Annotated in this window: 12 protein-coding genes; 10 read left to right on the top strand and 2 right to left on the bottom strand. The window is 65.9% G+C overall.

Annotation, left to right across the window (positions count from 1 at the left end):
• Window positions 1-110 precede the first annotated feature (110 nt).
• Window positions 111-1052: a glutathione synthase gene (gene gshB, locus BSQ44_RS05240; protein WP_072602257.1), complete on the bottom strand. Its 942-nt coding sequence runs from the start codon at window positions 1050-1052 to the stop codon at window positions 111-113.
• A gap of 242 nt (window positions 1053-1294) precedes the next feature.
• Here gshB and BSQ44_RS05235 point away from each other — a divergent pair, with 242 nt between their 5' ends.
• The 4 genes from BSQ44_RS05235 (at window position 1295) to BSQ44_RS05220 (ending at window position 5641) form a co-directional block, all read left to right on the top strand.
• Entirely contained in the window at window positions 1295-2626 is a 1332-nt protein-coding gene (locus BSQ44_RS05235; protein WP_083534501.1) for a putative bifunctional diguanylate cyclase/phosphodiesterase, read from the top strand.
• A 99-nt stretch (window positions 2627-2725) separates the two neighbouring features.
• Window positions 2726-3493 carry an SDR family NAD(P)-dependent oxidoreductase gene (locus tag BSQ44_RS05230; RefSeq protein ID WP_072602255.1) on the top strand — a complete coding sequence of 256 codons (768 nt, stop codon included), beginning with the start codon at window positions 2726-2728 and terminating at the stop codon, window positions 3491-3493.
• 47 nt (window positions 3494-3540) lie between these two features.
• Window positions 3541-4413 (top strand): SMP-30/gluconolactonase/LRE family protein, encoded by an 873-nt coding sequence (locus BSQ44_RS05225; RefSeq protein WP_072607874.1) that lies wholly within the window; start codon window positions 3541-3543, stop codon window positions 4411-4413.
• Between the two features lie 133 nt (window positions 4414-4546).
• Window positions 4547-5641: a D-alanine--D-alanine ligase family protein gene (locus tag BSQ44_RS05220; protein ID WP_072602254.1), complete on the top strand. Its 1095-nt coding sequence runs from the start codon at window positions 4547-4549 to the stop codon at window positions 5639-5641.
• Here the strand turns inward: BSQ44_RS05220 and BSQ44_RS05215 are convergent.
• Window positions 5608-5961: a septal ring lytic transglycosylase RlpA family protein gene (locus tag BSQ44_RS05215; protein WP_072602253.1), complete on the bottom strand. Its 354-nt coding sequence runs from the start codon at window positions 5959-5961 to the stop codon at window positions 5608-5610. The two genes, BSQ44_RS05220 and BSQ44_RS05215, sit on opposite strands and share 34 nt — an antisense overlap.
• Before the next feature lie 397 nt (window positions 5962-6358).
• Between BSQ44_RS05215 and uxaC the strand changes: the two genes are divergently transcribed.
• Genes uxaC through kduI form a run of 6 tightly spaced genes read left to right on the top strand, consistent with a single transcriptional unit; the run spans window position 6359 to window position 12376 of the window.
• A complete protein-coding gene (gene uxaC / locus BSQ44_RS05210) occupies window positions 6359-7768 on the top strand; it encodes a glucuronate isomerase (RefSeq protein WP_072602252.1) in 1410 nt (469 codons plus the stop codon).
• Between the two features lie 28 nt (window positions 7769-7796).
• Window positions 7797-8774 carry a TRAP transporter substrate-binding protein gene (locus BSQ44_RS05205; RefSeq protein WP_072602251.1) on the top strand — a complete coding sequence of 326 codons (978 nt, stop codon included), beginning with the start codon at window positions 7797-7799 and terminating at the stop codon, window positions 8772-8774.
• A gap of 60 nt (window positions 8775-8834) precedes the next feature.
• On the top strand, window positions 8835-9419 hold the full coding sequence (locus BSQ44_RS05200) for a TRAP transporter small permease (protein WP_072602250.1): 585 nt from the start codon (window positions 8835-8837) through the stop codon (window positions 9417-9419).
• Between the two features lie 3 nt (window positions 9420-9422).
• Window positions 9423-10703, top strand: coding sequence for a TRAP transporter large permease (locus tag BSQ44_RS05195; protein ID WP_072602249.1), 1281 nt, complete (start codon window positions 9423-9425; stop codon window positions 10701-10703).
• A gap of 7 nt (window positions 10704-10710) precedes the next feature.
• The gene (locus tag BSQ44_RS05190; protein WP_072602248.1) at window positions 10711-11481 is read left to right on the top strand and encodes a FadR/GntR family transcriptional regulator; all 771 of its coding nucleotides are present in this window, start codon (window positions 10711-10713) and stop codon (window positions 11479-11481) included.
• Between the two features lie 37 nt (window positions 11482-11518).
• Window positions 11519-12376 carry a 5-dehydro-4-deoxy-D-glucuronate isomerase gene (gene kduI / locus BSQ44_RS05185; RefSeq protein ID WP_072602247.1) on the top strand — a complete coding sequence of 286 codons (858 nt, stop codon included), beginning with the start codon at window positions 11519-11521 and terminating at the stop codon, window positions 12374-12376.
• The last annotated feature ends 14 nt before the right edge of the window (window positions 12377-12390 follow it).

Below are 12390 nucleotides of genomic sequence, written 5' to 3'. Positions count from 1 at the left end.
GTCCCCGCTCCGTTCGTCCGTATCCGCGGCCGTCGGCCGGAGCCGGCGGCTAGGACTGGACATAGTTCACGGGCGGGGTTCGACCACCGGGAAGCGGCACGGCAGGGTTGCTACTTCACCTTCGCTTCCACGGAATCCCAGAACAGCGCCGCGATGTCGGCGCCGCCGAAACGCTGCACTTCGCGCACGCCGGTGGGCGAGGTGACGTTGATCTCGGTCAGGTAGTCGCCGATGACGTCGATGCCGACGAGGATGAAGCCGCGCTCGCGCAGCGAGGGACCGATGCGGGCGCAGATCTCGCGTTCGCGGTCGGTCAGTTCCGTCGCCTCGGCACGGCCGCCGACATGCATATTCGAGCGCGAGTCATGCTCGGCGGGCACGCGGTTGATGGCGCCGACGGGCTCGCCGTCGATCAGGATGATGCGCTTGTCGCCCTTGCGCACTTCCTTGAGGTATCGCTGCACGATGTAGGGCTCGCGGAACATCTGGCCGAACATCTCGAGCAGGGAGGCGAGGTTGCGGTCCGCCTCGTGCAGATGGAAGATACCGGCGCCGCCATTGCCGTAGAGCGGCTTGACGATGATGTCGCCGAACTCCTTGCGGAAGGCGGCGACCTCGGCGGCATCCTTGGTGATCAGCGTCTCGGGCATCAGGTCGGGGAATTCGGTAACGAAGATCTTCTCCGGGCTGTTGCGCACCCAGGCGGGGTCGTTGACCACGAGCGTCTTCGGATGGATGCGCTCCAGGATGTGGGTGGTTGTGATGTAGTTCATGTCGAAGGGCGGGTCCTGCCGCAGGAGCACCACGTCAATCTCCGACAGATCGAGGCGCTGCGGTTCGCCGAGCGCGTAGTGATCGCCCTTGACGTCCTTCACCCTCATCGGCTCCGCGGTGGCGAAAGCCTTGCCGCCGCGCATGGTCAGGCGGTCGGGGGTATAATGGTAGAGTTCGTGGCCGCGCCGCTGCGCCTCCAGCGAGAGCGCGAACGTGGTGTCGCCCGCAATCGTCAGCGTAGCGACATGGTCCATCTGCACGGCTATCCTGAGCGGCATCTCGGTTCTCCGGTTCTTCGAACGGACCATGGCATCTATCGAAAACGCGACGCGCTGCCAATCTCCGGCCGGCCGTTTCGAATGGACCAGTGGGCGTTCACGGCACGCGTGGCCGACCCTCCCACCTCATCCAATGGTATACCTCCGGGCGTTGCCGAAGGGACACCCTTCCTAAACGGTTTTGCTCGATACTAGGTTGAGTAAGCCGGGGCTAAATCACCAGAACAACAATGAACGGACCCATGCGCAACACAGACAGACCGGGGGAGCAGGGAGACCTCGCGTACACCGATCCGTTGACGGGCCTGGGCAACAACCGCCGGTTCGTGACCAAGGTAAAGCGTCTGATCGCGGAACGCGAGGACGATCCGGCTCCGTTCGCCATCGGCATCGTCGATCTCGACGGCTTCAAGCCGATCAACGATCTGTTCGGGCGGGCGTCGGGCGACGAGATCCTGATGCAGGTCGCACTTCGCCTGCATGCCGCGATGGACAGGCATTCGACGGTCACGCGCATCGGCGCGGACGAGTTCGCCTTCCTGTTTCCAATGACGTTCAGCGAAGCGGCGGCCGCCGAGCAGGCTCGCATGCTGATCGAGATCCTTTCGGCGCCGTACGATCTTGGCGAACGCAGCGCCCGGCTCTCCGCGTCTGTCGGATGCTCGCTGTTCTTCGTCGGCAACGAAAGCGCCGACGACCTGATCCGCAAGGCCGAAACCGCGCTCTACCACGCCAAGCGAAGCGGCCGGGGACTGGTGGTGGTCTACACGCAGGACATGGAGGAAGCGGCGAAGCGCGTCACGCGCATCGAGCAGGCGCTCCGCCGCGCGGTCTCGGCGGGGGAAGTAGAGCCGCACTTTCAGCCGATCGTCGATCTCGCCTCCCGCAGTATCGTCGGCTTCGAGGCCCTGGCACGCTGGACCGACTGCGATCTCGGTTTCGTGTCGCCTGGCGTCTTCATCCCGATCGCGGAGGAGCGCGGCATCATCGGGCAGTTGTCGCAACTTCTGCTGCGCAAGGCGACGCTCGCCGCTCGTCAGTGGCCCGAGGGCGTGTTCCTCTCCTTCAATCTCTCGCCCTCGCAGCTGGTGGACCACAACACCTGCAGCCAGATCATGACCATCCTGTCGCGGTCGGGACTGGATCCGCGCCGGCTGGAGATCGAGATCACCGAGACCGGCGTGATGTCGGACCCCGCCTCGGCGGGGAAGATCATGCAGGAGCTTCGGTCGCACGGTATTCGCATCGCGCTGGACGATTTCGGCACCGGCCAGTCGAGCCTCGGTCGACTGCGCGAGTTCCACTTCGACAAGATCAAGATCGACCAGGCCTTCGTCGCGTCCATCCTCACCGAGCGTGCCTCCGAGCACATAGTGCGGGCGATCCTGGCGATGTGCGAAGGCCTCAACATGGACGTCGTGGCCGAGGGCATCGAGGAAGAGGCCCAGGCCGCGCGGCTTCTTGAATTCGGCTGCCCAAATGGTCAGGGCTACTATTTCGGCAGGCCGGTCGACGCCGAGACGGCCTTGTTCGGCCTCGGAAACCGGATCGCGCAGCGCCAGGCGACCGTCTGATCTGGAGAGGCCAGCCCTGCGGGCTTTAGAAATCTCGTGCCGACGGATTGCCTCCCGCCGCGGGTTTTTCCATACATGGCACCGGGGAGGAGAGGCATTATGGACAAGATTGCGCGGTTTCCGGACCTCGAGGGCGCGTCGGTGCTGATCACCGGCGGCGGCACCGGCATCGGCGCGTGCCTGACCTCCGGGTTCATCCGCCAGGGCGCCCGCGTCGCCTTCATCGACATTGCCGACCGCGCGAGCCGCGACCTTTGCCGCCAGATTGAGGAGGAGACCGGCCGCGAGCCGCTGTTCCTGCACGCCGATTTGCGCGACGTCGTCGCGCTGCGCGAGGCCGCGCGGAAGGCCGAGATCGAGAACGGCCCCGTCTCGGTGCTGGTCAACAATGCCGCGCTCGACACGCGTCACACGATCGAGGAGGTGACGCCGGAGTTCTGGGAGGACAACCAGGCGATCAACCTCAGGCACCAGTTCTTCGCTGTCCAGGCCGTGGTGCCGAAGATGAAGGAGGCTCGGAAGGGCTCGATCGTCAACTTCACCTCGACGGCCTTCATGATCAACGGCGGCGGCTATCCCTCCTATGCGGCGGCGAAGGCCGGCGTGGTCGGCCTCACCAAGGGGCTGGCCGGAGCGCTCGGTCCGTTCGGCATCCGGGTCAACGCCATCGCGCCGGGCTGGGTGCTGACGGAGCGGCAAAGGGCGCTCTGGGTGACGAAGGAGGGGCTGCAGGCGCATATCGACCGGCAGTGCCTGAAGGAGGAGATCCAGCCGGAGGACATGGTGGGACCCTGCCTGTTCCTGGCTTCCTCGGCATCGCGCATGATGACCGCGCAGACCATGATCGTGGATGCCGGCACCGTCTGAGCGCGGGAAGGCTCTCTATAGGAAACAGGCAACCCGGAGGGATGGCGATGGAAGACGACGGCGTATCGGTCCTGTGCGACATCGCCTGCGAACTCGGCGAGGGACCGACCTACGATCCGCAGAGCGGCAAGCTCTTCTGGTTCGACATCGTCGGCAGGAAGCTTCTCGAACGTCCGTTTCCGGACGGGCCGACCACCGTGCACGAACTGCCGTTCATGGCGAGCGCCATTGCCTTCGCGGAGGACGGGATGCAACTTTTGGTAGCGGAGAACGGCGTCCATGTTCGCGACCCGAAGACCGGTGCTCTGACCCTGCACACCGCGCTCGAGGCGAACAATCCGAAGACCCGCTCGAACGACGCGCGGGTGCATCCGAGCGGCGCCTTCTGGATCGGCACCATGGCGAAGGACGAAGCCGACGCGGCCGGCGCGATCTACTGGTTCCACAAGGGCGAGGTCCGCACGATCTATCCCGGCGTCTCGATCCCGAATTCGATCTGCTTTTCGCCGGACGGGCGCATCGCCTACTTCACCGATACGCCGCGCGGCATCCTTCACCGGGTCGACTGCGACCCCGCGACCGGGCTGCCGACGGGCGAGCCGCGGACCTTTCTCGACTGGCGCGGACAGGCGGGGTTCATCGACGGTTCGGTCGTCGATGCCGAGGGCGTGTTGTGGAACGCACGCTGGGCGGCGGGCGCGGTGGACGCCTGGAGCCCGGCCGGCGAGCATCTGCGTACTGTCAAAATCCCCGCGAAGCAGTCCACGTGCCCCGCCTTCGCCGGCCCAGATGCCTCGCGGATGATCGTGACCACCGCGGCGCGGGGCCGCGACAAGGCCAAGGAGCCGGACGCGGGAAAGACTTTCCTGCTGGACCTGCCGGTCAAGGGGCGCTTCGAGCCGCGCGTGCCGATATCCTGAACCGCATGCGGCGCTTCTCTTTAGGAACCACGCCGCCGCGATGTCGGAAACCCGCAAGCGGCTTTCGGCGCCGCGTCCTCATATCCCGCGAGAGGCGCGGCCAGCCATAAGACCGGCGCCGGCGGAGCGGCGCGTGGCATCCAGACCGAACCTGATCCTGGTTTACGAGCCCGAGGCGGCATGCCGGACGCGGCTTGCAGAAGAAGGCTTTCCGCCCGAGCGGGTCGTCGAGATCAGTTCGTACCTCGCGCAGTCGACGGACATCGCAGCCGATTTCGCTGCCATCTCGGCCGCGTGCGAACGGCGCGGGATCGACTTCCTGCCGGTGGAACTGGACGATGCCGCGCAGGCTCTCGCGGGCCGCGATCCGGCCTCGACGCTCGTCTGGACGCTGACGGACGGCATCGCCTATTTCCGAGGTTCGGCCGCCCCGGCGCTGGCGCGGCTGCATGGGCTGAAAACCTTCGGCTCGGACGACACGCTGTTTGCGCTGTGCCAGGACAAGTTCCGCTCGGGCGCCGTCCTCGCCGCACTGGGAATGCCGGTTCCGGCTGCCGGCCTTGCGCGTGCGGGCGAATGGATCGTGCCGCCGCCAAACTCTGCGACGGGCTACTTCGTCAAGCCTAACCGGCTCGGCGCCAAGATCGGCATCTGGGCGGATTCGCGGTGCGACAGTCGGGACGAGGCGCTGGCGATCAGCCGCCGTATCTCCGAGCATTTTCGCGACGATGCGATCGTCCAGCCTTATGTCGCGGGGCGCAACGTGCGCGCGAGTTTTCTTGCCGTGGATCCGGCGGCGGACGGGCGAGCACTTGGCGTGGCTCTCGTCGATTCCGGCGGCGACTTCCAGACGATGTCGGACAGCATGGCGCTCTACGGCGAGACGGGAGACGCCGCGCAGGCCGCAGGCAGCCGCGTCGAGCCGATGCTGGAGCCGCTTGTCCGCAGACAACCGGGGGCGGATGCGAAAATCCGCCGGATCGGCGCGATGCTCATGGGCAGCCTGGGGCTGCGGGACGTCTTTTCGGCGGATTTCCGGGTCGAGGCGGACGACACCGTCCACCTCTTGGAGTTCGAGGTCTGCCCGGGCCTGCCGTGCTTCGACTTTCGCGGCTACTGCCGGCGACAGTGGGACCTGTCGCTTGCCGAAGCCATGGCCGAAGCCGCCGCGCGCCGGCTCTGCGGCGCCGAGCCTCAGCCGACCTTGGCCATGCAGACCGGCGTGTGACCGGAGCGGATGAAGCCGAGCTTCTGGGCCGCCGCCTTGGAAAGATCGAGCACCCTGCCCTTCACGAACGGCCCGCGATCGTTGATGCGGACCACGACCGACTTGCCGTTGGCCTTGTTCACGACCTTGATCTTGGTCCCGAAGGCGAGGGAGCGGTGAGCCGCGGTCATGGCGGCGGGGTTCATCCGTTCACCCGATGCCGTCTTGGAGGTGAGCGCGTACCAGGATGCACGGCCGCACTGGGCCGAGGCGGTACCGGTGGAGGCGGCGATCGCGACTGCTCCGATGACGAAGGCGGCGACGTGAAGCTTGTTGGACATTATCGGGGAGCACTCCGGCTGTTGTTGTGCCGAGCCGGTTAGTGGCAGTTGGTTCCATCGGATAGGCAGAAAGTGCAGCAAACCGATAAATTCGAGACTCTTCACGTAATGCTACGAAGCCTGTCGGGAAATTTCATCGCGTCGGCGGGCGCGACCGGTTTCTGCCACATTCATCTGTCCGGCGCGCTCGATAAGCTGTCCATGGGGCATTTGAGCATGTTTTTGCTTGCCTCGTTTCGATCATAAAAGCCCGAGCGCCCACCCCTCTCCTCGGAGGCTCCGATCACATTTTACCGGGCTCCAGAATTTGTATGATGAATCTCTGAACTTGTATTGACATCATTCCGGCGCGTCCCTTACGAAAGGCGCAGCACTGGCCAAGGGAGGAGAGGCACGGGTGTCAGCACTGCTCGACGACGATCGGCTGTTCCCGCTCGACCCGGCGGCGCGCGACCTTGCCCGCCATCTTTACCAGAGCGTACGCGACCTCCCCATCATCAGCCCTCACGGCCACACCGATCCCCGCTGGTACGCCGAGAATGCGCACTTCCCGGATCCAGCCGGGTTGATCGTCGTTCCCGACCACTACATTTTCCGCATGCTCGTCAGCCAGGGAATCGGCCTCGACCGGCTCGGCGTTCCCCGCGCCGACGGGAGCGTGGCGGAGGCGGATGGGCGCAAGATCTGGCGGCTGTTCGCCGAAAACTACCACGTGTTTCGCGGCACGCCCACGCGCCTGTGGCTGGACCACACCTTCGAAAGCCTGTTCGGGCTCGAGGTGCGGCTGAATGGCGCGACGGCAGACCTTTATTACGACCGCATCGCGGACTGCCTGTCGCGCGACGAATACCGGCCGCGGGCGCTTTTCGAGCGCTTCAACATCGAGGCGATCGCCACTACGGAGGGCGCGCTCGACCCGCTGCAATGGCACCGGCAGATCCGCGAGTCCGGCTGGACGGGGCGCGTCGTCACCACCTACCGGCCCGACGCCGTCATCGACCCGGAGTTCGAGGGCTTCGCCGACAATCTGCGCCAGCTCGGCGCTCTCACCGACTGCGATACCGGCGAGTGGAACGGCTATCTGGAAGCGCATCGCAAGCGCCGCGCCTTCTTCCGGGAGGCGGGAGCGACGGCGACCGATCACGGCCATCCCACCGCCGACACCGCCAACCTTTCCGATTCCGAGGCCGCGGCGCTCTACACCCGCGTGGCGAGCGGCGCCGCCAGCCCCGACGATGCCGGCCTGTTCCGGGCCCAGATGCTGACCGAGATGGCGAAGATGAGCGTCGAGGACGGCATGGTCATGCAGATCCATGCCGGCTCCTGGCGCAACCATTCGGCGGCGATTTTCGCCAGCCATGGCCGAGACAAGGGCTTCGACATCCCGCGCCGCACCTCCTATGTCGACGCGCTGAAGCCGATGCTGGACGCGGTCGGGCTCGAACCGAACCTCACGATCATCCTCTTCACGCTCGACGAGACGGCCTATTCGCGCGAACTCGCGACGCTCGCCGGGGTCTATCCCTGCCTTCGGCTCGGGCCGCCCTGGTGGTTCTTCGACAGCGTCGAGGGCATGAAGCGCTTCCGCGCCGCCACGACCGAGACCGCCGGCTTCTACAACACCGTCGGCTTCAACGACGACACGCGCGCCTTCCCGTCGATCCCGGCGCGCCACGACGTCGCGCGCCGCGTCGACTGCGGCTACCTCGCCGAACTCGTGCGCTCGGGACAGCTGATCGAGGAGGAAGCCGCCGATCTCGCACAGGAACTCGCATACCGGCTGGCCAGGAAGGCCTACCGGCTCTGAGGCCCAATCAGGAAAAAGGGAGGAAACCATGTACCTGATGAGGAAACTGACCACCGCACTCGCCTTGTCGGCGGCGCTGACCACCGCCGCCTTCGCGCAGGAAATCGTGCTCAAGTCGTCCGACACGCATCCGGACGGGTATCCGACCGTGGAAGCGGTCAAGTACATGGGCGAACTGCTCAAGGAGCGCTCGAACGGCCGGATCGCCGTCGAAGTCTATCACTCGGCCCAGCTCGGCGAGGAGAAGGACACCATCGAGCAGACCCGCGCCGGCGTCATCGACCTGAACCGCGTCTCGATGGGACCGTTCAACGGCCTCGTTCCCGAGACGCGCGTCGTGTCGCTGCCCTACATCTTCCGCTCCACCGACCACATGCACAAGGTCATGGACGGCGACGTCGGCCAGGAGATCCTGGCAGGCTTCGAGCCGCACGGGCTTGTCGGCCTCGCCTACTATGACGGCGGCGCACGCTCTTTCTACAACTCCCAGAAGCCGATCACCTCGGTCGAAGACCTGAAGGGCATGAAGTTCCGCGTCATGCAGTCCGACATCTTCGTCGACATGGTCAACGCGCTCGGCGCCAACGCCGTGCCGCTGCCCTATGGCGAGGTCTATTCCTCGATCGAGACCGGTGTCATCGACGGCGCCGAGAACAACTTCCCGAGCTATGAGTCGGCCAAGCATTCGGAAGTCGCCAAGCACTACTCGCTCGACGAACACCTGATCGTGCCGGAAGTGCTGGTCATGGCCAAGTCCTCCTGGGACAAGCTCTCGCCCGAGGACCAGGCGCTGGTGAAGCAGGCCGCGAAGGACTCCGTGGAGAAGCAGCGCGAGCTGTGGGAAGCGCGCGAGAAGGAGTCCCGCAAGATGGTGGAGGACGCCGGTTCCACGATCACCACTCCGGACAAGCAGCCCTTCATCGACGCGATGGGCCCGGTCTACGAGAAGCACGTCACCGACGAGAAGCTGAAGAGCCTGGTCGAGCGGATCCGGGCGGTCCAGTAAGCAGGCAGTCCGGGGGCGCGGCGCGAGCCGCGTCCCCGCACATCCGGGGCGCGCCGAACCATGCAGCAGACTCTCCCTTCGGGACCCTTGGGTCATGTCGCCCGCGTGCTTGGCCGCGTGAGCAGCCTTGCTCTGTGGGCCGCGGGTTTCGGCCTGGTCCTGATGACCGCGATGGTGGCCTGGCAGGTCTACTGCCGCTACATCCTCAACGACAGCCCGAGCTGGACCGAGCCGGGCGCTGTCATGCTGATGAGCTGGTTCATCTTTCTCGGCGCCGCCGTCGGCGTGCGCGAGAACAACCATCTCGGCTTCGACATCCTGCTCTACGTGCTGCCGCACGGCGGCAAGCGGGTGCTTCGGATGATTTCCGACGTCGTCATCCTGGCCTTCGGTCTGGGGATGATCTTCTACGGGTGGCAGCTCGCCATGCTTGCCAGCGACGCCATCCTTCCCTCGCTCGGCATCTCGGGCGCCTATGACTACTACCCCGTGGTGGGCGGCGGAATTCTGGTCTCGCTCTTCACGCTGGAACGCATCGCGCTGCGATTGTCCGGCGCACCGGTCGACGAAGGGCTCGAGATCGCCACGCCCGAGGCGGAGGTCGAACTCGATGCCGTCGACGATGCGCGCGACGCGAGGGCCTGACCGATGGAACTGTGGATCCTCTTTGGAACCTTCGTGACGCTGATGCTGATCGGCACGCCGATCGCGTTCTGCCTCGGCGTCGCGAGCTTCGCGACGGTGGCCTACATGGGCCTGCCGCCGCTGGTCGTCTTCCAGCGTCTCAATTCCGGCATGAGCGTCTTCTCGCTGCTTGCCATTCCCTTCTTCATCTATGCCGGCGACCTGATGGTGCGCGGCGGCATCGCAAGCCGCATCGTCGCCTTCGCCGGTTCGCTCGTCGGCCACCTTCGCGGCGGCCTCGGCCAGGTCAACATCGCGGCCTCGACGCTGTTCGGCGGCATCTCCGGATCGGCGGTCGCGGAAGCCGCGGCGGTGGGCGGCCTGATGATCCCGCAGATGAAGGCGCGCGGGTACGGCGTCGACTACGCGGTCAACGTGACCTCCATGGCGGCGCTGATCGCGCTGCTCCTGCCGCCATCGCACAACATGATCATCTACTCGATCTCGGCGGGCGGAAAGATCTCGATCGCCGACCTCTTCACCGCCGGCATCATTCCCGGACTGATGCTGGCCGGGGCGCTGATGATCACCGCCTACTTCGTGGCCCGCAGCCGCGGCTATCCGACGGAGGCCTTTCCCGGCTTCCAGGCAGTGGCGCACCTCGCGGCGGTGGCGGTGCCGGGGCTGCTCCTGATCGGCATCATCTTCGGCGGCGTGCGCTCCGGCATCTTCACCGCGACGGAGAGCTCCTGCATCGCGGTTCTCTATGCACTGCTGGTCACCGTCTTCGTGTACAGGCAGATGACTTGGGAAGCCTTCATCGACGCCACCATGGGCGCGGTGCGCACCACCGCCATGGTGCTCCTGATCATCGGAACGGCAGCGGCCTTCTCCTGGCTGATGGCCTACATGAGGGTGCCCGCTTCGCTGGTCGCGGCGATGAACGCGGTGTCCGAGAACCCCTACGTCATCCTCATCCTGATGAACCTTCTGCTGCTGGGGCTCGGGACCTTCATGGACATGGGGCCGCTGATCATCATCGCGACGCCGATCTTCCTGCCCGTGGCGCAGGCCTACGGGGTGGATCCGGTGCATTTCGGCGTCATCATGATCCTGAACCTCGGGATCGGCCTGAACACGCCGCCGGTCGGCGCGGTGCAGTTCGTCGCCTGTGCCGTCGGCAAAATCAGCGTCTGGCGCGCCATGCGCTCGATCTGGCCGTTCTACGGCGCCGGTCTCATCGTCCTGGCATTGGTCACCTACGTACCGGCGCTGTCGCTCTGGCTGCCGAGCGTCTTCAGGTGAGCCGGCGATGAGCGAACCCCTCGCCCAGGACCCGAGACCGGAGCGGCGGCCGAAACTCGCGGAACGGCTGGTGGCGGAACTGCGCTCGCAGGTCGTGTCCGGCAAGCTCGTCGCCGGGCAGAAGCTGCCGACGGAGAACCGCCTGACGGAAACGTTCGGGGTGAGCCGCACCGTGGTGCGCGAGGCGATCGCGGCGCTTGCCGCCGACGGGCTGGTGGAGCCGCGGCAGGGCGCCGGCGTGTTCGTGGTGGAGCAGCCGACGAGCGCCTTCAGCGCCATCAGCGCTGAACTCGGCAACAAGATCAGCCACGCGCTCAACGTGCTCGAGGTGCGCATGGGCGTGGAGATCGAGTCCGCAGGTCTAGCCGCCCAGCGGCGCAACAGCGCGCAGGAGGCGCGGATCTACGAGGCCTATACGGACTTCGACCGGCTGCTTGCCTCCCGGCAGGCGACCGGCAAGTCCGATTTCGCCATCCACCGCGCCATCGCGGCGGCGACCAACAACCCCTTTTACGTCGAGGTTCTCGACGCGCTTGGCAGCCGCACCATTCCCTGCGACGTGGCCTCGCCCTGGGGGACGGAGAGCGTCTTGACGGTCGAGTACCAGGTGGGTCTGCAGCGCGAGCACTGGAAGATCATCAAGGCGATCTCGGACGGAGACGCGCAGGCCGCAAGAGACGCCATGCGCTCGCATCTCTCCGCCAGCCAGCAGCGCTACCGCGACCGTCTCGCCGGGTTCGATCCCACGGACACGGCGCCCGGCCACGCCTTCGAATAGTTTCCGTATTCAAGTCCGTTTCAGCACGAGTGAGGTCATGGAAGAAAAGCTGCGCCACACCGAATATTCATCCCGCTTCGCGATCGACCCGACGGCGGCGGCCGCCATGGGGACGGACGAACTCCGGCACAATTTCCACATCGGCAACCTGTTTCAGCCCGGACTGGTGTCGCTGACCTATGCCCATTACGACCGCATGATCGTCGGCGGTGCGATGCCGGAGAGCGGGCCTCTGGCGCTGGAGGCGATCAAGCCGACCGGCACCAAGGCCTTCCTCGACCGGCGCGAACTGATCGCCGTCAATGTCGGCGGCGCGGGAACGGTGACCGTGGACGGCGAGAAATTCGCGCTTGCGCCGCGCGACATGCTCTATGTCGGCATGGGGGCGCAGGAGGTGGTCTTCGCGTCAGACGATGCCTCCGAGCCGGCGAAGTTTTACCTGCTGAGCGCGCCGGCGCACCAGACGCATCCGACGCGGCTGATCCAGATCGGCGACGCCAAGCGGCTCGACCTCGGCAGCCGCGAGACCTCCAACGAACGCTCGATCTTCCAGTTCGTGCATCCGGAAGGGGCCAAGACCTGCCAGCTCGTCGTGGGCATGACGCGGCTCGCCACCGGCTCGGTGTGGAACACGATGCCCTGTCACGTGCACGACCGGCGATCGGAGGCCTATCTCTATTTCGACCTCGACGAGAAGGCGCGCGTCTTCCACTTCATGGGCGAGCCGGACGAGACGCGGCACCTGGTGATCCGCAACGAGGAGGCGATCCTGTCGCCCGGCTGGTCGATCCACTCGGGCGCTGGCACCTCGAACTACGCCTTCATCTGGGCGATGGCCGGCGACAATGTCGAATATACCGACGTCGACCCGGTCGCGATGGAAGACCTGCGGTGAAGAACCCCTTCGAC

This window comes from Aquibium oceanicum, from assembly GCF_001889605.1.
GTDB lineage: Bacteria > Pseudomonadota > Alphaproteobacteria > Rhizobiales > Rhizobiaceae > Aquibium > Aquibium oceanicum.
Note: the sequence above shows the minus strand (reverse complement) of the source record. Positions and strands in the feature narration are given on the sequence as shown.